The 20,839-nt window shown below is 61.6% G+C and carries 18 protein-coding genes; 2 read left to right on the top strand and 16 right to left on the bottom strand.

Going from position 1 to position 20,839, the window contains the following annotated elements; all coding sequences use genetic code 11:
* Positions 1-6 precede the first annotated feature (6 nt).
* The 11 genes from fabG to H8790_RS08140 all read right to left on the bottom strand — a co-directional run bounded on the left by fabG (position 7) and on the right by H8790_RS08140 (position 9,439).
* Positions 7-750, bottom strand: coding sequence for a 3-oxoacyl-[acyl-carrier-protein] reductase (gene fabG, locus H8790_RS08190; RefSeq protein ID WP_187332059.1), 744 nt, complete (start codon positions 748-750; stop codon positions 7-9).
* Complete coding sequence (locus H8790_RS08185; RefSeq protein WP_187332058.1) at positions 747-1,682, bottom strand: ACP S-malonyltransferase; 936 nt, start codon at positions 1,680-1,682, stop codon at positions 747-749. Before H8790_RS08185 ends, fabG begins: the two co-directional genes overlap by 4 nt.
* On the bottom strand, positions 1,679-2,611 hold the full coding sequence (locus H8790_RS08180; RefSeq protein ID WP_187332057.1) for a nitronate monooxygenase: 933 nt from the start codon (positions 2,609-2,611) through the stop codon (positions 1,679-1,681). Before H8790_RS08180 ends, H8790_RS08185 begins: the two co-directional genes overlap by 4 nt.
* Positions 2,612-2,656: 45 nt before the next feature.
* A complete protein-coding gene (locus H8790_RS08175) occupies positions 2,657-3,604 on the bottom strand; it encodes a 3-oxoacyl-ACP synthase III family protein (RefSeq protein ID WP_187332056.1) in 948 nt (315 codons plus the stop codon).
* On the bottom strand, positions 3,601-4,413 hold the full coding sequence (locus tag H8790_RS08170; RefSeq protein WP_187332055.1) for an acetyl-CoA carboxylase carboxyltransferase subunit alpha: 813 nt from the start codon (positions 4,411-4,413) through the stop codon (positions 3,601-3,603). The genes H8790_RS08175 and H8790_RS08170 overlap by 4 nt, the downstream gene beginning before the upstream one ends.
* On the bottom strand, positions 4,410-5,270 hold the full coding sequence (accD, locus tag H8790_RS08165) for an acetyl-CoA carboxylase, carboxyltransferase subunit beta (RefSeq protein ID WP_187332054.1): 861 nt from the start codon (positions 5,268-5,270) through the stop codon (positions 4,410-4,412). Before accD ends, H8790_RS08170 begins: the two co-directional genes overlap by 4 nt.
* Positions 5,267-6,655 (bottom strand): acetyl-CoA carboxylase biotin carboxylase subunit, encoded by a 1,389-nt coding sequence (gene accC, locus H8790_RS08160; protein WP_187332053.1) that lies wholly within the window; start codon positions 6,653-6,655, stop codon positions 5,267-5,269. The genes accD and accC overlap by 4 nt, the downstream gene beginning before the upstream one ends.
* Before the next feature lie 3 nt (positions 6,656-6,658).
* Positions 6,659-7,069, bottom strand: coding sequence for an acetyl-CoA carboxylase biotin carboxyl carrier protein (locus H8790_RS08155; protein WP_187332052.1), 411 nt, complete (start codon positions 7,067-7,069; stop codon positions 6,659-6,661).
* A 53-nt stretch (positions 7,070-7,122) separates the two neighbouring features.
* A complete protein-coding gene (gene acpP / locus H8790_RS08150; protein WP_187332051.1) occupies positions 7,123-7,353 on the bottom strand; it encodes an acyl carrier protein in 231 nt (76 codons plus the stop codon).
* A gap of 189 nt (positions 7,354-7,542) precedes the next feature.
* Entirely contained in the window at positions 7,543-8,406 is an 864-nt protein-coding gene (locus H8790_RS08145) for a MurR/RpiR family transcriptional regulator (RefSeq protein ID WP_187332050.1), read from the bottom strand.
* Between the two features lie 115 nt (positions 8,407-8,521).
* Complete coding sequence (locus H8790_RS08140) at positions 8,522-9,439, bottom strand: 4Fe-4S cluster-binding domain-containing protein (RefSeq protein WP_187332049.1); 918 nt, start codon at positions 9,437-9,439, stop codon at positions 8,522-8,524.
* 203 nt (positions 9,440-9,642) lie between these two features.
* Between H8790_RS08140 and H8790_RS08135 the strand changes: the two genes are divergently transcribed.
* Together H8790_RS08135 and H8790_RS08130 are read left to right on the top strand one after the other, a co-directional pair.
* Positions 9,643-10,698: an ornithine cyclodeaminase family protein gene (locus tag H8790_RS08135; RefSeq protein ID WP_187332048.1), complete on the top strand. Its 1,056-nt coding sequence runs from the start codon at positions 9,643-9,645 to the stop codon at positions 10,696-10,698.
* A gap of 159 nt (positions 10,699-10,857) precedes the next feature.
* Positions 10,858-12,213 (top strand): sodium/glutamate symporter, encoded by a 1,356-nt coding sequence (locus H8790_RS08130; RefSeq protein ID WP_187332047.1) that lies wholly within the window; start codon positions 10,858-10,860, stop codon positions 12,211-12,213.
* Positions 12,214-12,292: 79 nt separating this feature from the next.
* Here the strand turns inward: H8790_RS08130 and H8790_RS08125 are convergent, their stop codons facing one another.
* The 5 genes from H8790_RS08125 to H8790_RS13905 form a co-directional block, all read right to left on the bottom strand.
* Positions 12,293-14,395: an efflux RND transporter permease subunit gene (locus H8790_RS08125; protein WP_187332046.1), complete on the bottom strand. Its 2,103-nt coding sequence runs from the start codon at positions 14,393-14,395 to the stop codon at positions 12,293-12,295.
* Between the two features lie 26 nt (positions 14,396-14,421).
* Positions 14,422-16,677, bottom strand: a complete 2,256-nt coding sequence (locus H8790_RS08120; RefSeq protein WP_187332045.1) for a YhgE/Pip domain-containing protein — start codon at positions 16,675-16,677, stop codon at positions 14,422-14,424.
* A 230-nt stretch (positions 16,678-16,907) separates the two neighbouring features.
* The gene (locus H8790_RS08115; protein ID WP_187332044.1) at positions 16,908-18,416 is read right to left on the bottom strand and encodes an ATP-binding protein; all 1,509 of its coding nucleotides are present in this window, start codon (positions 18,414-18,416) and stop codon (positions 16,908-16,910) included.
* 17 nt (positions 18,417-18,433) lie between these two features.
* A complete protein-coding gene (locus H8790_RS08110) occupies positions 18,434-19,786 on the bottom strand; it encodes a vWA domain-containing protein (protein WP_243208461.1) in 1,353 nt (450 codons plus the stop codon).
* Between the two features lie 16 nt (positions 19,787-19,802).
* Positions 19,803-20,750 carry a leucine-rich repeat protein gene (locus tag H8790_RS13905; RefSeq protein ID WP_243208460.1) on the bottom strand — a complete coding sequence of 316 codons (948 nt, stop codon included), beginning with the start codon at positions 20,748-20,750 and terminating at the stop codon, positions 19,803-19,805.
* Positions 20,751-20,839: the final 89 nt, after the last annotated feature.

Below are 20,839 nucleotides of genomic sequence, written 5' to 3'. Positions count from 1 at the left end.
CCTCCTTTACATACCCATGCCGCCGTCGATGCCCAACACCTGTCCGGTGATGTAACCGGCCTCGCTGCCGGACAGGAAGGCCACGGCGGCGGCCACGTCCTCCGCCCTGCCCAGTGTACCCATGGGGATGGAGCGCACCAGGGCGGATTTTGCCTCCTCCGGCAGTTCGGCGGTCATGTCCGTTTCAATGAAGCCCGGCGCCACCGCATTGACGGTGATTCCCCGGGAAGCAAGCTCCTTGGCGGCGGATTTGGTCATGCCGAGGATGCCGGCCTTGCTGGCGGCATAGTTGACCTGTCCCGCGTTGCCATGGAGGCCCACCACGGAGCTCACATTGACAATGCGGCCGGAGCGCTGGCGCAGCATGATGCGGGAGACAGCCTTCATGGTGAGAAACGTCCCCCGGAGATTGGTGTCCACCACCGCGTCAAAATCAGGCTCCTTCATGGTCATCAGCAGCCCGTCCCGGGTGATGCCGGCGTTGTTGACCAGGATGTCGATGCGGCCGAAGGCCTCCATGGCGGTGTCCACTAACTCTTTGACGCAGCCGCTTTGGGACACGTCTCCCCGCACGGCAGCGCAGGCGGCGCCCAGGCTGCGGACGGCGGAAACAGTCTCCTCTGCGGCGGCAGTGTTCCCGGCGTAGGAAAAAATGATGTTGGCGCCGCCCCGGGCCAGCGTTAAGCAGACCGCCCGGCCGATGCCCCGGCTTCCGCCGGTGACGACGGCGGTTTGATTGGCAAAACTCATCGGCTCACTCCTTTCAACTGTTTCGGCAGGGCCAGCACATCCTCCTCGGTCTCCACGCTGAAGCAGGGCAGGCCGGGCACGGTCTTGCGGACAAATCCGGCCAGCGTCTTGCCGGGGCCGATCTCCACCACGGCGTCCACCTCCATCCGGGCCATGCGGCGGATGCAGTCCTCCAGGCAGACCGGGCTTTGCACCTGCCGCTCCAGAAGGTCAGGGATGGAATCCCCGGGCCCCATCTCCTGTCCCAGACAGTTGAAGAGCACGGGGATGGCGGGCGGTGCAAACGGGACATGCTCAAAATAGGAGTGCAGGGCGTCTCCCGCGCTGCGCAGCAGCGAGGTGTGGAACGGCCCGCTGACCTTCAGGGGAAGGCAGCGCCTGGCGCCCTTTTCCCTGCACAGCTCCGCAGCCCGGGCCACGGCGGCTGCCTCGCCGCTGATGACGATCTGGCCGGGACAGTTGAAGTTGCAGGCCTCGGCCACACCAAGCGAATTCGCTTGGGCACAGGCCTCCAGCACGCCGGAACGGTCCAGCCCCAGCACCGCCACCATGGCGCACTCCAACCCCTGAGCGGCGTCGGCCATGGCCCTTCCCCGGAAGGCGGCGGTGGAGACGGCGGTCTGGGCGTCCAGGACACCGGCGGCGTGGAGGGCGGAGTATTCCCCAAGGGAGAGCCCGGCGGTCACGGAGGGCGTTATGCCAAGACGGCGCAGGACGGCTGTGAGCCCGGCGGCAAAAGCCACCATGCAGGGCTGGGTGTACTGGGTCTGGTCCAAAAGTTCCTGAGGGCCCTCAAAGCAAACGGCTTTGAGATCAAAGCCCGGGCGGGCCGCGTCGATGACGGCCCGGAACTCCGGGTGGAGCGCATAGAGGTCCGCCCCCATGCCGACGTGCTGGACGCCCTGGCCGGCGTATAAAAACCCAAGCTTCATCGCTGTGCCACCAACTCATCCAGGCGGGCTTGGTAGCCGCTGTATAACTCCTCAAAAATCCGGCGCAGGGGGCGGATCTCGTGGAGCATGCCCGCCACCTGGCCGGCCATCAGGCTGCCGCCGTCTACGTCACCCTCCTGCACGGCACGGCGCAAAGAGCCAAGGGTCAGTTGTTCCAGCTTCTCAAGGGGCAGGTTTTCCCGCTCCATCCTGAGGTAGGCCCTGGCCATTTTGTTCTTCAGCACCCGGACGGGCGCTCCGCTGGAGCGGCCGGTGACCAGGGTGTCGCTGTCCTTGGCGTCTAAGAGCGCCTGCTTGTAATTGGGGTGGATGGGGCACTCTTTGCTGACTAACAGACAGGTGCCCATCTGGACGCCGCAGGCGCCAAGGGCAAAGGCAGCGGTGAGCTGGCGGCCGTCGGCAATGCCGCCAGCGGCCACCACCGGCACGCCCACCGCGTCCACCACCTGGGGGACCAGGGCCATGGTGTTCATCTCGCCGATGTGGCCGCCGGATTCGCATCCCTCGGCGATGAAGGCGTCCACGCCGTAGCGCTCCAGCCGCCTGGCCAGCACTGCCGCGGCCACCACCGGCAGCACCTTGATGCCCGCCTCCTTCCAGGCGGGGATGTATTTGCCGGGATTGCCGGCTCCGGTGGTGACCACCTGCACCTGCTCCTCGATGAGGATGCGGGCGATGTCCTCCACGTAAGGGCTCATCAGCATCAAATTGACACCGAAGGGCTTGCCGGTCAGCTCCCGGGCATGACGGATTTCCCGGCGGACCCGTTCGCCGTCCCAGCCGCCGGTGGCAATCATGCCCAATGCCCCGGCGTTGGACACGGCGGCGGCAAACTCACCGGTGGCGATGTTGGCCATGCCGCCCTGGATGAAGGGGAACTCCGTCCCCAGCAGTTCATTCAGCAACATATTGTTCCAATGCTTCCCGCGGCGGGAAGCCCTTTCCTTATTTGTTCAGGCAAACTCCACCATTGCGCCGCCCCAGGTGAGGCCGCCGCCAAAGCCCACCACCAGCACCCGGCTTCCGGGGCGGACCTTGCCCAGGTCCCACAGCTCGCTGATGACAAGGGGGATGCTGGCCGCGGATGTATTGCCGTATTCGCTGATGTTTTTGTAGTACTTTTCCGGGGGGATGCGGTACCTGCGCACCACCAAGTCGATGATGCGGGCGTTTGCCTGGTGGAACACAAAAAAGTCCACGTCCTCCATACGCCTGCCGGTGTGGGAAAGCACCGCGTCCATGCAGTAGGGCACTGCCTCCACGGCAAATTTGAACACGCCCTGCCCCTCCATGGAGATCAACTGCTCCTTGTCCGGGCCCACACCGCCCACGTGGAGCAGCTTGTCGTTGCCGTGGCAGCCCAGGCAGGCGTGGATAGACTCGTAGGCGGGGTTGGATTCCACCACCGCCGCCCCGGCACCGTCGCCGAAGAGGATGCAGGTGGAGCGGTCAGCCCAGTTGGTGATCCTGCTCAGGCACTCCGCACCCAAAACCAAGCCGTACTTTCTGGGCGAGGAGGGCAGCAGGCACTCCATGGTGTGCAGTGCGAAGAGAAAGCCGGTGCAGGCGGCGTTCAGGTCAAAGCAGATGCTGTCGTTGGGAAGGCCCAGATCCCGCTGCAGCGCGCAGGCGGCGGAGGGCACCAGGGTGTCCGCGGTCAGCGTGGCCACAATGCAGGCGCCGATCTCCTCCGGGGAGATTCCGGCGTTTTCGATGGCCTGTCGGGCCGCTCCCACGCAGAGGTCCCTGTGGGTCTCCGTGGTCAGGTGGCGGCGGCGCTGGATGCCGGTGCGGCTGGCGATCCACTCCTCGGTCGTGTCCACCAGGCCGGTCATGTCCCGGTTGGTGACAATGTGGGCCGGTACGCAGCGGCCTGTGCCCCGGATTTTGATTCCATTCATGGCGTCTCCTTTCGGACGGAGCCCATCCGTCTGAACTTCCAGCGGCGCGCTTGGACCAAGGCGCCGCCGCTCTCTTTTGAGAGGGCTTCCAAATGCTCCTGAAGGCAGCGGTCCAGCCGCTCCATCATCTGCCGTGGGTCCGCCTGGGCGCCGCCCTCCGGCTCCCGGATCACGCCGTCCACGATGCCGGCGGCCTTCAGATCGGCGGCGGTGAGCTTCATCAACTCGCAGGCCTCGCCGGACCGGGCGGCGTCCTTCCACAAGATGGAGGCGAATCCCTCTGGTGAAAGGATGGAGTAAACCGCGTTTTCCAGCATCAGCACCCGGTTTGCCACGGCCAGCGCCAACGCCCCGCCGCTGTTTCCCTCGCCGATGACCACGGCGATCACCGGGACACGGAGGCGGCTCATCTCCAAAAGGTTCCGGGCAATGGCCTCGCCCTGGCCCCGGGCCTCCGCCTCCAGGCCGGGATAGGCCCCCGGCGTATCGATGAAGGTGAGGACCGGCCGGCCGAACTTCTCTGCCTGGCGCATCAGCCGCAGCGCCTTGCGATACCCCTCCGGGCTGGGCATGCCGAAGTTGCAGTTTAAGTTTTCCTCCAGCGTCCTGCCCTTGCGGGTGCCGATGACCGTGACGCTGCGGCCGTGGAAGCGGGCAATGCCGCCCAGGATGCTGGGGTCCTCGCCGCACAGCCGGTCGCCACGCTGCAAGAAGAAGTCGGTGAACAGGGCCTCGATATAGTCGGCCGTGCCGGGGCGGTCCGGGGAACGGGCCAGGCTCAGCCGCTGGGAAGGAGTCAGGGGAGTCATGGGCGGCCTCCTCTCCCATGGAGCGACAGGAGGCGGCTCAGTGTCCGGCGCAGTTCGCTCCGCTCCACAATGGCGTCCACAAAGCCGTGCTCGGCCAAAAATTCCGAGCGCTGAAAGCCCTCCGGCAGGGATTGGCCGATGGTCTGCTCGATGACCCGGGGGCCGGCAAAGCCGATCAGGGCGCCGGGCTCGGCAAGAATGATGTCGCCTAAGGAGGCAAAGCTGGCGGTGACGCCGCCGGTGGTGGGGTCGGTGAGGACGGAGAGAAAGAGCCCTCCCTTTTCGTCCAGCCGGGCCAGGGCGGCGCTGGTTTTTGCCATCTGCATCAAAGAGACAATCCCCTCCTGCATCCTGGCCCCGCCGCTGGCGGAGAAAATGATGAGGGGCAGTTTCTCCCGGATCGCGTATTCAATGGCCAGTGTGACCTTTTCCCCCACGGCGGCGCTCATGCTGCCCATGAGAAAGCGGCTGTCCAATACGGCGAACACCGCCCGCTGGCCGTCGATACTGCCCACGGCGGTGACAACCGCCTCAGTGAGCCCGGTCCGCCGCCGGGCGTCCCCCAACTTCTCCCGATAGCCCGGAAAGCCAAGGGGGTCGGCGGAGGAGAGCTTCCCGTTCAGCTCATGAAACGATCCGCCGTCCAGCAGAATGCTGAGCCGGTAATAGGCGCCGATGGGATGGTGGTAGCCGCACTGGGGACAGACATACAGGCACTCAGAGAGCTGGCGGAGAGAAAAGCGCCCTCCGCAGCGGGGGCAGGCCCGCTCGTCCGTCGCAGAGGAGGGGCTGTGGCTGTCCCGCAGGGCCTTCATGGCCAAAAGCTTTTGGCGGCGCCTGGTAAAAACAGAGTTCATAGCGTTTCCTCCCGTTCCCCGGCCCTGCGGTCCCAGGACAGCAGGGCATCAAGCTGCTCGTTCAGAAACGAGGTGGTGCATGTGCCCCGGAGGAAGTCCGGGTGATAGAGCACCAGATGGGACAGCTCCGCGTTGGTAGGAAAGCCCTCGATGGTGAGTTCCTCCAAACAGCGGCGCATCCGCCGGATGGCCTCTAAGCGCGTGGGGGCGTGGACCAGGAGCTTCGCCGCCAGCGAATCGTAGTAGGGTGGAAGGGACCAGCCGGTGTACAGGCAGGAGTCCACCCGGACGCCGCAGCCGCCGGGAAAGTGGACAAACCCGGCCCTGCCGGGGCAGGGGCGAAAGTCCGCGCCAGGGTCCTCGGCGTTGATGCGGCACTCGATGGCATGGCCCTGCAGGGGAACCTCCTCCTGGGTGCAGGGAAGGGGAAGGCCGGCGGCAATGCGAAGCTGCTGGCGCACCAGGTCGATCCCGGTGACCAGCTCAGTGACGCCGTGCTCCACCTGAATCCTGGTGTTGATCTCCATGAAGTAGAAGCGGTTGCCCTCATCCAGAAGAAATTCCACCGTTCCGGCGTTTTCATAGCCCACGGCCCTGGCCGCCCGCACTGCGGCCACGCCCATCTCCCGGCGCAGCTCCGCCGTCAGGCACCGGGCGGGGGCCTCTTCGATCAGCTTTTGGTTCCGTCGCTGGACGGAGCAGTCCCGGTCGTAGAGGTGGATGGTGCGGCCCTCCTGGTCGGCTAAGATCTGCACTTCGATATGGCGGGGATTCACGATGCACTTTTCCAGGTACATCTCCCCGTTGCCAAAGCAGGAGAGTGCCTCTGCCCGGGCCTCATCAAAGGCGGAGGGCAGCTGTTCGGGGCTGTCACAGCGGCGGATGCCCCGTCCGCCCCCTCCGGCGGAAGCCTTCACCAGCACAGGATATCCCACCTGCTCCGCCACGGCCAGGGCCGATTCGGCATCGGCCACCGCTCCTTCGGAGCCGGGCACCGTGGGTACGCCGGCCCGGCGCATCAGGGCACAGGCGGAGGCCTTGCTGCCGGCCCTGCGGATGCAGTCACCGGAGGGGCCGATGAAGGTGAGCCCCGCCTCCTTGCAGCGGTCGGCGAATTCGGCACTCTCGGAGAGAAAGCCGTAGCCGGGGTGGACGGCATCGCAACCGGTGCCCATCGCCGCCGTCAGCAGGGCGTCTTGGTTGAGATAGCTCTCCGATGCCCGGGCCGGTCCGATGCACACGGCCTCGGTGGCAAGCTGGACGGGGAGGGAATCCGCGTCCGCCTGAGAGTACGCCGCCACCGTCTCAATGTCCATCTCCCGGCAGGCACGCAGAATCCGCAGGGCGATCTCGCCCCGGTTGGCGATCAAAACGCGCTTGAACATGGCTCAGGCCTCCCGGTACCGGAAGATGGGCGCGTCATAGGAGAGCAGCTGGCCGTTTTGGGCCGCCGTTTCCTCGATGATGCACTCGCAGGGCGCGCAGACCTCGCTCATCATCTTCATGGCCTCGATGAGGCAGAGCGTCTGCCCCTTTGCGACATGGCTGCCGGGCTGGACAAAGGGCGGCTGGTCAGGGCCGGGGGCGGCGTAAAAGGTGCCCACCAACGGGGCCCTGACCCACTTGCCGTCATGGCCGGACTCCTCCGGCGCTGCGGGCTGCGGAACAGGAGGGACGGCCGCCTCCCCGCGTCCCCTGCGATCCAGTTCCAGGGAGAACCCCTCTTCGGAAAGTTTCATGGTCAATGCGGTGCTTCGGTCAAAAAGAGCAATCAGCTCAGAGAGTTCTTGGTTGGTCATATATATCCTTTCCCGTGAGGAAAGCGGCGCCCGGAAAAAGCCGCCGCTTTGCATCAGGACTGATGGGCCTGCAGGTACTGGACAATGTCGCCGACGGTTTTCAGCTTGGCCGTGGCTTCGTCGTCGATGGTGATGCCGCTCTTTTCCTCCAGTGCCATGGTCAGCTCCACAATGGACAGTGAGTCGGCCGACAGATCCTCCATCAACGTGGCGTCAAGGGTCACCTGCTCCGCGTCGCAGGCCAGTGTGTCGACGATTACCTCGCGGACTTCTTCAAAAGACATATGAAATACTCCTTTACTTTGCATTCAAAAATATTAGCTAAAAATATTTAACTAAATTTTTAAAAGTATAATAGCATGAAATTTTCATTTGTCAAGGGAAGATTTCGCGAAAAAGCCGCCCCCTGCATTTGCAGGGAGCGGCTTTGCAGAAAATTTACGGACGGAAAAGCCGTAGAGAAGATCGGCCCTTCAGCGGTCGCTCCAGTTGGTCACGCCCCATTCGGCTAAAATCGCGTCCGCCTCATGGAGCTGGCGCAGGGATTCCGGCCTGAGCCGCAGGCCGATTTCCTTTGCCAGGGCGTCCGCCATCAGGATGTAGGGTGCAATGGAGTACTGCCCCTCCATCTCTGGCATCTGCAGAAGCAAATCCGCATAAGCGGCAATGGGACAGGTAGCTTCGTTGGTCAAAAGGATGATCCGGTGGCCGCACTGATGGCAGAATTCCGCCACATCAATGGTCATTTTGGTATTGGGCCAGCTGGTGATAAAAAAGATCACACTACCCGTTGGCAGCTGCCGGACCCGTTCAAAGATGAAATGCTCATCATAGCCAAGCTGCTGTACGGTGGAGAGAAAGGGGAGCAGCAGGTAGTAAAAATACAGCGCCGCTGGCTTGGAGGTGCGCAGGCCGAAAAAGCCCACCTTGGGGGCGGATAAAATGAGGCTGGCCGCCTCATTGAGCCCCTGGATAAGGGTGGCCGTCATGGATTTGTCCATCACGTCGATCGCCGCGGAAAACACCTGCATCAGGGAGCTCTCTCCCAATTCCTTCTGGGAATCCAGGGAAGCGAGGGTTTTCCAGTAGGAGGACTGTGAGAATTGGATGGCATAGCGCTTCACATCCGCCCGAAACGCGCCGTAAGACTCGTAGCCGATATTTTTCAGGAAGCGGAAAATCGTGGCGTCGCCCACGCCCACGGCCTTGGCCAGCTGGCTCGCGGTCAGGGAGTCCAGTTCGGAAATATGCTGTGAGACGTATTCGCAGATTGCCTGCTGCTGGCGGGGCAGGCGGTCCTTATGCTGCAGAAGCTCTTCGATTTTAGATTGTGCCATACTGCCACACTCCGTTACTGATCCGTGTTCCGGATGAATTGGCGCGCCAATTTACGCCAATCATATGATATCACATTTGATAGGAAAAGTAACGGGCGGTTTTAAAAATATTCCATTATTTTGAAGTAAAATCGCTTGCGTGATTTGAATTTGAAATAGAGGTCAACCATTTTAAATCATAAGGCTCGTACACGGCGTGCCGATACCCTTCCAAATTCAGGGAAACCCCGGTCCAGTCGCTGTGGATGGTCCCGGTCTGCTTGATCACAATGTCGTACAGGACATCGTAGGTGATTCCGCTGACAGGGTCTGTCTCCCGGATGGTGGAATAGGGAAGCGTCTTGTGATAGGCCAAGGGCATGCCACGGTACACGAAATGAAAGCCGCAGCGCATGCGGCAGCCCTCCAGGCCGATGAATTCGGCAACTTGCTGGAGTTTTTGTACAATGTGGTCCCGTTCATACAGCGTTTCGGGCGTGGTGGCGGTGTAATCGCAGCGGAACTGTACCGAGACGCCGGGAATCGGGCGGAAGCGGTTCAAAAACGGCACCAGCTTTTCCGAAGGATAGTCCTGATACAAAACACAGTTGATGCGCAGGGGGACCGGAAGGCAAGCCAGCAGATCGTCGTTGGATTCCACGACGTATCGGCGCATAAGGCGTGAGATGTTCAGACAGGAGATTTTTTGCCGGTTGCGGTTCAAAAAGGATAGAAGCTCCCCTTTGGGCTGCCGGGGCGTTACCGGCAATGTGGTGTTGATGTAGATGTTGTGGCTGGATGGGACTTCATCCAGCATTTTTTGCAGCGCGGCCAGGTCGGCGAAGGGCTCCCCGCCGGTGAACACAACATCACACCGAGGGGTGAGCGCGTTCATCTGACGGATGCTTTGGCAGATATGCTCCAGGGAGAAGCCCTCGGAGTGGGCGTATTCCTCTTTATTGATGCAGAACGGGCAGTGGTTGGTACAGTCGTAAGGAACAAAAATGGTGACGGTGGCGCCGCCTATTCGGGTTTTATACGGATTGGGTGCCATGTGATATAACCTCCCGGAAATGATATAGACTTGCTATCGTAAATATGATACATTAAGATAGAAAATAATGCAAATAGTGATAGTAAACAAAAATATGATAGAAAATTTGAGAGATAAAATACTTGACATGATAGCAATAGTGATGTATTTTGATAGCACGAGCTATTGCTTAGCGGAAATGAACAATTTAGGAGGATGTCAAGATGGCTGGTAAAGAAAACAAAGTGCTGTGGATTTCCCAGGAAGAGGCAATGGAAATTGGCGCCGGGGATCTCAATTGGGTCATGAACAATGTCATTCGTGCAAATAAGATGCTGGGCCGGGGCGAGACCATCGAAATTCCGCTCTTTCACATGATGTGGCAGGAAGGAAAGCACGCCGGAAAGCGGATCGGCCTGCACGCGTGCATCCTCAACAGCGACGAGGAAAACGTCCATGTGGCCGGCGTAAAGGAGATCCCCTCCAACCCCACCAATCCCCGCAAGCTGGGAAAGCCCCGTTCCAACGGCTTGGTGGAGCTGTTTGATGAGGAGACCGGCTATCCGCTGGCCGTGGTGGACGACACCCTTGTCAGCGGCATCCGGACCGGCTGCGGCAGCGGCCTGGGGGCCAAGTGTTTTGCCCGGGAGGATTCAGAGGTGATGGGCCTGGTGGGCAGCGGCGTCATCGCCGGATACTGCATGCAGGCCACTCTGATGTTTATGAAGCACATCAAGAAGATCAAGGTGTATGATATCCGCAGGGAAAACGCCGAGAAGTTCTGTGAACGGTGGAAGCACCTGGGGTATGAATTCTCAGTGGTGGACAGCGCCGAAGAGGCCATCCGGGATTCGGACATTGTACATACCGTCACCACCGTGGACGTGGGAGAGGAATATGTGGAGCCTGCCTGGCTGAAGAAGGGCTCCTTCCACTCGTTTGTTTCCCAGTATGACTATAAGGAGGAGTGCCATCTGCTGCCCAATGTCAAATTCGGCATGGATTGGCTGGACCGCCTGAATGACCGGGACTCCTGCACGCTGGCCAACATGGTGCTTGACGGCAAGATGGCAAAGCCCACCTATCCGCTGGTGACCCAGGTGTCCGATGTGCTGCTTGGCAATAAGCCCGGCCGCACCAACCCCGACGACATCTACCTGTTTGCGACCATCGGCATCGTCATCACCGATGTGCTCAACTGCTACGAGGTCTACAAGGGCTGTCTGGAAAAGGGGCTCGGGACGGAAGTCTACCAGTGGAAAGAGCCCCACAATATGTAACGTTCCAGATTCCCTCAGCAAGCCAAAACAAGCGAACGATTCAGTCAACGACAGCCTGACCAACTGCTGCTAACAAATATCAGGTTCCGGAAAGCGGGCACCGCGGTTCCATGCGGTGTCCGCTTTTCAAAAAATTTAGAATACGGAGGATCGGCAAATATGACGGATATATTTTTGGATTTTGCGATTGCTTCCGCATTGATTCTGGCGGGGCAGCTCATCCGCTCCAAGGTGAAGGCGGTGCAGGCCTTCTTTGTCCCCGCAAGCCTGATTGCCGGCATCATCGGCCTGATCATGGGGAGCTATGGCTTTGATGTCCTGAAGTTTTCAGAGAGCGCGGGTTCTTACGCCGGTATCCTGATCGTCATTGTGTTTACCGCCGTCGGTGTCCAGGGCTTCCACTTTGCCACAGGGGCAAAGAAGGAGATTGGACGCATGATGAGTTTTCTGTCCTATCGGTTTTTTGGGCACTGCATCCAGGTGGCAATCCCGGTTTTGATCTCCGTCCTGCTCATCGCCCGCCTTGTGCCGGGGACCAGCGACGCTTTCGGCTTTATCCTGATTTCCGGCTTTTGCGGCGGTCATGGGACAGCGGCCGCCGTCGGCGTCGCCTTGGGCGACCTGGGGTTTGCGGATGCCATGGACCTCTGTATGACGTCTGCTACGGTGGGCATCCTGACAGGCGTGTTTGGAGGCATGATCCTCATTAAGATCGCCACAAAAAAAGGCTATACGGAGTTTATCAAGGATTTCCGGTTCATCTCCGGTGAACTGCGCACCGGCCTGATCCCAAAGGAAAAGCAGCAGTCCATGTGCCGGGACGGCGTTTCCGTGGTGTCCATTGACCCGCTGGCCTGGCATACGGCGCTGCTGCTGGTGCCGGCCGGACTGGGTATTTTAGGCGCCCGATGGGTGAGCAGCACCTTCAGCCTGAGCATCCCCGACTACTGCGTGGGGTTCCTCTTCGGGCTGGTCTTCTGGGCGGCTCTGAAAAAAGCGGGCGTGTACGAGTATGTGGACACCGAGCTGTTCGGCCGGATTTCCGGCTGCGCCACGGATTATCTGGTGTTTTTCGGCGTGGCGCTCATCAAAATCCCCGTGGTGGTCAAGTACGCGCTGCCGCTGCTGATCCTGATGCTCACCGGAATTGTGCTTGTGGTGGTGAACTATACGTTTTTCGGTTCCCGGATGAATGAAAAGTGCTGGTGTGAGCGAAGCATATTCTGCTATGGATACCTGACCGGCGTGTTTGCCATTGGCTTTGTGCTGCTGCGCATCGTGGACCCGCAGAACAAGAGCAGGACCTTGAGCGATACGGCGATCACAACGCCGTTCACCACGCTGCTGGAGATTTTCACCTGGTCGTTCTGCCCCGCGATGCTCATGGCCGGAAGGGTCTGGCTTGTGGTCGGCCTCTTTGGGGCCATCGCCGCGGCCTGCCTGATTGCCAGCAGGAGCTGCGGCTGGTGGTACGGTAAATTACCAAAGGCGGGCCGTGGGGCATATGGGGAATGATTCGCCTCCAAAAGCCATGGCCGTATCTGTGAAAAGAGAGCCCTGCACGAAGGTGCACGGCTCTCTTTTTTGCATGGAACTATTTGACAGAGGTGAGCTCCGGGTTTTCCGCTTTGGTCCGGGGCCTCCACTTCAGGCTGGTCTTTGCGATCAGCGGCTCACAGACGCACAGCACGGAGGGGAGGATGAAGATGCTGACCACGGCGGAGATCAGCGCGCCCCGGGCCAACATGATGCAGATGGAGCTAATGATCTCAATTTTGGAGATCATCCCCACGCCAAGGGTGGCGCAGAACAGGACCAGGGAGCTGGTGATGATGGAGGAATCAGAGGCGGTGGCGGCCACAGCGATGGCTTCCTTGCGGTCCAGTCCGCGGTTCAGCTCCTCCCGGAACCGGGTGGTCATCAAAATGGCGTAGTCCACCGTGGCGCCCAACTGCACGCATCCGATGATGGTGGGGGAGACAAAGGGGATGACGGAGCCGGTGAAATAGGGGATGCCCTGGTTGATGAAAATGGCCAGCTCAATGGTGGCCACCAGCACCAGCGGCACGGAGAGGGAGCCGAACAGCACGGCGATGATGAGGAAGATGGCGGCGATGGAGATGTAGTTGGTGACCTTGAAGTCCACGCTGGAGGTGGAGATCAGGTCGGCGGTCAGGGCCGCCTCGCCGGTGATCTTGGCCTCCGGGTCATAGCGCTTGACCACCTCGCCCAGCTGCCGGAGCTGCTCGGAGACCTGATCGGACGCGGTTGCGTAGCGGGAGTTGATCATCATCAGTTGATAGCCACCCTGCTTGAGCATGCCGGTCACTGACTCAGGAATGAAGAAATCGGGGATGCCGGTGCCGAGCAGGCTGGAGCAGGAAACCACCGCGTCGATGCCGGCCAGGTCCTTGACCTGGGATTCGAGGGCATTCATCTCCGTGGCGGAGAGGTCGCTGCGCAGCACCACAAAATGGGTGGAGGCCATGTTGTAGTCGTTTTTCAGCTTGTTGTTGGCCACGATGGAGGCCATGTCCTGGGGCAGGGCCTCATCTAACTTGTAGTAGACGCCGGCGTGGTTCTGGGCGTAGACAAAGGGGAGGAACAGCAGCAGGAACAGCGCTACATACCGCTTGCTGCGGCGGACAATATGGCTGTTGACTTTTTCAAAGCGGGGGAGGAAGGCCCTGTGGCGGAAGCGGTTGATGGGCCCATCAAAGATCAGCAGCAGGGCGGGCAGCACCAAAATCACGGAGGCCACGCCCAGCACCACGCCCTTTGCCATGACAATGCCGATATCGCGGCCCAGGGTCAGCTGCATGAAGCACAGGGCCAGAAAGCCGGCAATCGTGGTGAGGCTGCTGCCGGAGAGGGAGGTGAAGGCCGCCTCGATGGCCTGGGCCATGGCGTCCCGGTTGTCGTCATAGTTGCTGCGCTCCTCCTCGTACCGGCGGTAGAGGAAGATGGAGTAGTCCATGGTCACGCCCAACTGAAGCACGGCGGCAATGGCCTTGGTGATGTAGGAGATCTCCCCCAGGAAGAGGTTGGTGCCGAAGTTGTAGAGAATGGCGATGCCGATGTCGGCCAGGAACACCAGGGGCAGAATCCAGGAGTCCATGGTCAGCGACATGGCCGCAAAGGCCAGCACCACCGCTAACAGCACATAGAGGGGCAGCTCCTCGTCCACCAAGTCCTTGGTGTCCTTGATGACCACGGAGAACCCGGCCAGGAAGCAGTGCTCGTTGCAAACGGACCGGACCTGGTCGATGGCGGACATGGTCTCCTCGGAGGCGCCGGGCTTTTCATACTGGATGATCATCATGGTGGAGTCCCCGGAGTAGAACATGTTCCGAATGTCGGCGGGGATCATGTCGGTGGGAATCTGGATGCCCACCAGGTTGGACACCCAGATGGCATTGCTGACGCCGGGGACCTTCTGGATGTCCTGGATCAGGCGGTCGGTGTAGCCGGAGGGCATATCCTCCACGATCAGCATGCTGATGGCCGCGTCGTGGAAGGGGTCCTCCAGCAGGGCCTCGCCCTGGGTGGACTCCAAATCCTCGGGCAGGTAGGTTAAAATGTCGTAGTTGATGCGGGTGGCCACGGCGCCAAGGACAGAGGGGATCAGCAGAGCCACCGCGATCAGCGCCACCAATCTGGGCTTGCGGGTCAGGGTATGGGCGATCTTTTCTATCAAGGGAATGCACCTCACCTTTCACTGGCTCAGCGGAAAATCCGGGTCAGGCCCACCCAGAAGTCGCTGAGCATTTGGCCCAGACGGCTCCAGAAGGTACCCTTATCCGCGGTATTTTCCTCCTGCTCGGTCTCCTCCTGTTCCGCCTCCTTGATCTCCTGGGAGCGGATCAGCACCTGGATGCTGGAGGGAGACGGGTTTTGCTCCGAGGTCATGGAGACCGCCTCCGCATCGGCATCCATCAGAAGGAGGTTGCTGGTCTCGCCCCGGTATTCATTCCAGGTGTCCTCGATGATGTCGCTGATGCTGTCCTTGGCGGAGCGGATGTCCCGGGTGGAGGAGACACTGCCCGCCGCTTTGCGCAGCGTGGCCGCCAGGCCCTCCAGGGTCTTCCGGGTGCCCTCGTCCAACAACGAGCCGCTCTCTTTCAAAAGGGCCTGGGCGTCTTCGGCAAAGGCCTTCATGGCGCTGAGGCTGTTTGTCATGGCATCCAGCAGGGCGGCGGCGTCGCTGAGGGCCTCCTGGGCCTCAGGCTCGGCTTCGTCCAGGACCTTGTAGAGGTCGTCCGCCTCGCTGATCAGCGCCCCGGCCCGGTCGGCCAGCGTGGCGCCAAGGCCGGCGGCGCTCTCACCGTGCTTCAAAACGGCCTCCAACAGGTCGTCGGCATAGGAGGAGCGGAAGCCCTGAAGCTTATCCAGCAGATCGGATGTGTCAGAGGCGATCTGGGAGAGGCCGGACTTCAGTGTCCCGGCGGAGGCCATCTCCTGCTCAAATTCATCCCGCATGGTCCAGAGCTGGTAGAGCTGTGCGCTCTGGCCGGAGACGGCGGCAATGGCCTGCTCCAGGGTGATCTCCTGACCGGCCGCGGCGGCTTCCGCCATGGCTTTCTGGGCCAGGTAGTAGGTGATGAATTCGCTGAATTCCCCTGTGAACGGGGCGTCCGGATTGGCCTGGGCCTGGAGGTAGGCCTGATAGAGCTGTGCGGCGCTGCCCAGCGTCTCCTGAAGCTCCGCCACCGTCACCTTCACGGTGCCCTCGGCGGTGGGCAGCTCCACCACCTGCTGGCCAATTGCGGTATCGGCCATGGAGCCCACGCTGTTGAGGGAGGTCTTCAGCTTGGAGATGCTGCGGTCCAGGCGGTTCAGGTCGGTCTTTAGGTCGTCGGCCAGATTCTGGCCGTCGCTGAAGTCGCCCTTCAGGTCGCTGAGCAGGGATTTGATATCCTTCAGATCCCCCTGGACCTCCAGCATGGTTTTATCCAGATCGGACAGGCTGCCCTTTGCCTTGGTCAGCGTGTCCTTGGCATAGGTGATGTGGCCGGAGGCCGGTGTGAGGGAGGTCTCCAGGTCTCCCAAGCTTGCGATCACACCGTCCAAGTCGTCGTAGACCTGGCCCTTGCCGGAGGAGATGACGTCCCTTGCGGAATTGAGCTCATCCAGTCCCTCGGCGGTGGCGTAGAGGCTGCCGCTCATGCCGTCCAGCGCACCTAACAGGGTATCCAGGCTGGTGTTGAGCTTGTTGTAGGAGTCCTCGAGGTCGTCGGCCTTGTCGCTTAAATCCGCGATCTGGGAGAGTTGGGAAAGGGTGGCGGGCACCATCAAAAAGGTCATGCCGTCAAAGGAGAAGTCCTCCGCGCCCACCCGGATGGTGAAGTGCTGCTCCTCGCCGGGCAGAGCCAGAAACAGCACAGCCCGCAGGTTGCCAATCAACTGTACCTGGGCCCCGGGCGCCTCCAGGGAGAGAATGTCGTCCTGATTGAAGAGGGCCATGGCCTCCAGGGTGTAGTTGTTGCGGGCGTATTCGCTGGCCGACCCATTGGGGATGGCGTCCACGTTGATCTCCACCTCCCCGGTCTTGCCATAGAGCTCTTCGGCCCGGGTGGGAACGCCGTTGAGCCGGTAGCTGATGGTGAGCGTCCAGGGCAGCTGCTGGAAGGGCGCTGTGGTTTTGCCCTCAAAGTAGAAGTGGCTGGGGACGCTGGAGCCAAAGTCGAAGGTGGTTTTGCCGTCCCGGCTCACCGCCTCCACATCGTTGGTCAGATTTTTGACCTCGTCGTACTGGCCGTAGTCAGTCAGGGTGGAAACGCCGTTTGTGATGTAGCTTTTCACCATGCTGCCCTCGGTGAGGTTCCCGTAGTAGTCCACCGTGGCGTAGTAGGCTTCATCATAGGTGGGGGTGACTCCGTCGCTGATGGGCTCCGCCGCGGCCGCGGGCACGATGGCGAAGGCCATGGCGGCGGCAGTGGCGGCCGCCAGGATCCGGCGGGGCTTGTATTGTGTATTCATCGGACATGCTCCTTCCATAGAAGTTTTATCAACGCTGTTGATTTTAGCGGCGGGCGGAGGGAAAAACAACCGACAAACGGCTGGCAGTGTCCGTGAATCAGACACCGGGGGTCCAATGTCCGAATGAGCTGCACCACGTGAAGAAATCACACGGCCTGAAAAAGGGAAGAGACGCCGAAACGGCGTCTCTACATAAATGGCGATATGGCTGATCAGGAGCCCCACGCTGCTTACGGCGCCTGCTCTGCGGACCGGGCGGCCTCGATCTCCGAGCGGATGCGGCTGCGGGCGGAGTCGAACATCAGCTCCTTGTTGTGGCGGAAATAGGCGTCACAGCCAAAGGCCTCCACGAACCAGGAAGTATCGTAGCCGGCGGTGATCTCCGTCACAAAGATCACCAGCTCCTGGCTGGGGCCGAAGACGGCCTCCAGGAAGGAGAAGGCGTGGTCAAAGAGGCCGGAGGCCTCCTCCGCCAGGGCCTTCCGTTCGTCCACCTCCGTTTGAAGGAGAGGGCGGACCGCGTCCATGGGGCTGCCACTTCTTTCGGCCAGCGCGTGGCGGCAGGAGTCCAGGGCCTGGATCCGGCGTGCCGTCAACGCGCGGAGCTCCCGGCTCTCCTGCCCGGCGTCTTTTCTGCGTTTGGCCTCCGCCTGGAGCCGATGCGTCAAATCCTGGAGGACGGCGTCCGGCGCCTCGGCGCCGATCCGCTCCCGGAATTGCAGCAGGTCGCCATGGAGCGATTGGGTGAGCTGATCCTGCATCCGCACCTTGCGGGCGGCCTCCGATAGCCGGGACATCATCAGCCCCATTACGGACAGGCGCTCGTCAAAGGGCGCGGAGCGCAGCTCGGAGGCGGTGGCGGCCGGATACGTGCCCCGGAGGATCTCCTCCACGTGATAGGTGCGCTGGTACTTGTAGTAAAGGGCCAGATAGCCGGCAAAATCCCTTGCGATCCGGGGAAGCTGGATATACTGGCCGATGACCTCCCGGGTGACGGGGATTCCAAGGCGCTCATAGACCTGCATCAGCTCGCTCAGGTCCTCCCAGCCTCTTGCGGTGGCGAACTGAAGGCCGTCCACCGATGTCTCCACCTGGTAGAAGTTTTCCTTTTTGATGTCCAGATAGGAGATGACGGCTCCGTGGAGGCCGCGGCGGTAGGCGTACTCCTTCCACACGCCGAAGTCCTCGGTGACGTCGATGCGCTTGACCCGGTCCAGCGTCACCACGTCAAAGTCCCGGACAGACTTGTTGTACTCCGGCGGATTGCCCGCCGCCACGATCATCCAGCCCTCCGGCAGAAGCTGGTTGCCGAAGGTCTTGCACTGGAGGAACTGGAGCATCATGGGGGCCAGGGTTTCAGAGACGCAGTTGATCTCGTCCAGAAAGAGTATGCCCTCCCGGATGCCGGTCCGCTCCATCAGTTCATGGACCGAGGCCAGGATTTCGCTCATGGTGTACTCGGTGACTGAGCGCTCCAGGCCGCCGTAAGTGCGCTGGCGGATGAAGGGCAGGCCCATGGCGCTTTGGCGGGTGTGGTGGGTGATGGTGTAGGAAACCAGCCCCACCCCGGTCTCGGCGGCAATCTGCTCCATGATCTGGGTTTTTCCGATCCCCGGAGGGCCCATCAGCAAAATGGGCCGCTGGCGGATGGTGGGGATGAGATAACCGCCTAACTCGTCCCGGGTCAGATAGGCCCGCAGCGTGTTGGCGATCTCCTGCTTTGCCTCTTTGATGTTCATAATGTCCTCCGTTTTGGTTACAAGATGGGAAGGTCTTCCGGGGGAAGGCTGTCCTCCTCCCAGACGCCTTCCTCCCGGGCGGCGCGCTCCAAGTCCGGAGCGGTCAGCACCATGCGGATGGCCCAGGGCGGAACAGGCACGTCAATGGCGGACTCCTCCATCAGGATGAACGCCGTGTCATAGGGCGGCCGCTTTTTGGGATAGATGCCCATGCCGTCGGTAAAATACAAAAGGCCCCGCAGGCGGCGGAGGGCCCCCTGCTCCTGGAGGCGGGCCACATGTTCGAAGACGGGGCGGAAATCCGTGGCGCTGCCGCCCGCCAGCTCGAAGTCCTCCATATACTCCCGCAGTTCCTCGAGCGTGTGGAGCTCCCGGTCGGAGCGGAGCTGATCGTCGCACTGTAAAATCCGCAGGTTCATCTTCCGGGTGAAGGTCTCCGTGCTCTTCAATATGGAATAGGTGGTGGAGAGAAATTGACGGACCAGGGCGCCGGAGGTGGACATGGACGTGTCGATGGCGATGACGAAGTCCTCGATGCGCCTGTCCTCCCGGGTCTCCGGCGGCTCGATCAGGGGCATATTGCCGTACAGACGGAGGCCATAGCTGTAAAACCCGTACTCAAAGGCGTCGCCGTCCACGGCGGCTGTCTCCCGGATGGCGGCAAAGCGGCGAAGGAAGGAACGGTAGTCCGGGCTCTCCCGGTTGGCCACCTTTACCTGCTCGTAGACAGCCTCGCCGCCTTGGGCGGTCCCGGCCAGCACGGTCTCCATCCCGGTTTGGGTCCGCTGGGAGATGTCCTCCCAGCGCTGGCTCTGCTTTTTGCGCTCTTCATCTCCCTGGGGTGGGTCCCAGAGGGTGTGGTCGTCGGCAAAGAACTCCCGGGAGAGCCGGCCCTGGTCGTATTCGCTGAGCGTCCGCCGGGAGAGGGAGAGGTAGATTCCCTCCGCGGTGAGGACCGCCATGTTGCGGCGCAGCTGGCCGTAAAGGCTCTGGCGCAGGGGGAGGGCGCCTGAGCCTCTCAGACAGGGATAGTCCAGGGAGTCCAGGATGCTCTCCACCGCGATGTCGCAGCTTAGATCCCACAGCGCGCTGTCCCTGCCCTGGCGGCGCCAGGGGTGGCGGAGCATGCAGTGCAGGATGACATGGAGGTAAATCCGGTTGACCAGCGTCCGGGACCGGAGGAAGCGGTCACTGAGATAGGCGCCGCTGTAGACCAGCTTCTGCCCGTCGGTGGCCACAAACTGGGTTTCATTCCCGGGCGTAAAGGTAAGGGAGCAGAGCGCCGCGTCCAGATAGGGCAGGTTGACGTAGAGCTCGTTGCGGGCGGTTTCCAAAATCTCCCGGCCGATTGCCGTCAGGTCTTTTTCCAAGCGGAGTCCTCCTTTCCTATAGGTCGAATGCCGCACTGCTGCCCGCTGCGAAGCGGCGGTGACGCTCCTCAAGCAGCAGGGCCAGGGCTTCCGTGGCGCCTGTTTCACGAGCCAGGGCGCAGGCTGCCGAGAGGGCATCCCGGTCCGGCTGGAGCAGGGGCAGCGCCCAGGAGAGGCCGTCCGCGTCCCGCTGATCGATGAACCAGCCCATCGCCTCGCCGCTGTGGGCGCGGAGATAGCGGAGGTACTCCGCCCCCGCCTCCTTCGACAGCTCCCTTGGGTGGCGCAGCCGGCAGCAAGCCAGCCGCAGCGCGCAGTCCGGCTCGTGATCCATCTGGAGAAAGGGCTGCCAGAGGCTGTCATAGCGGAAAAAGGAGAAGTGCTTGTCCTGGAAGCAGTGGTGGTAGGGGTAACCGGCCCCGTGAATGAAGTAGTCGAAGTGGTGGGCCGGGGAGTTCTCCTCATAGGACTCCCGGTAGCCCGGAAAGATCAGCCGCGCCGTCCCGCCGTCGGGGTAGGAGAGGGTCATGTCTAACTCCCAGGGCAGTTCGTCGGCAAAGTAGGCCATGGCGGAGGAGGTCTCCCCGGAGAGATGGATGTGGAGGGAGCGCAGCTCCGTGCAGTTCATCAGGGCGCATCCGCCCCAGCGCTCCGTGTCCCCGGAGAGGGTGAGGGAGCGAAGGGATGTGCAGTTATAAAAGGCGTAGTCCCCCACGGAGCAGACGCTTTGCGGCAGCGTGACGCTCCTGATGCGCCGGTTGTCCGTTTCCCCCTGGGGGCCGAATGCCACCAGCTCTCCCTCTCCCGTGTCGCCGCCGGGGGCAAAGGCGTGTCCCGCGATGGCTGTCACCGGCAGGCCCCAGAGCTCTTCCGGCAGCACCACGGAGGGGGCGGAGGAGAGAAGCCGCAGTATGGTGACACCCCGCTCCTCCCTGCGGCAGCGAAGCAGCATCGTGCCGTCCATAAAAAGCCTCCCCTCTGCATGTGCGGCCAGTTTGCCGCACAATGAAAAAACTGTCGGTTCAGGCTGTGATGGATGGGCGCGCGGTGCCG

The organism is Oscillibacter hominis (assembly GCF_014334055.1).
GTDB lineage: Bacteria > Bacillota > Clostridia > Oscillospirales > Oscillospiraceae > Oscillibacter > Oscillibacter hominis.
This window is presented reverse-complemented; position numbering and strand designations above follow the sequence as displayed.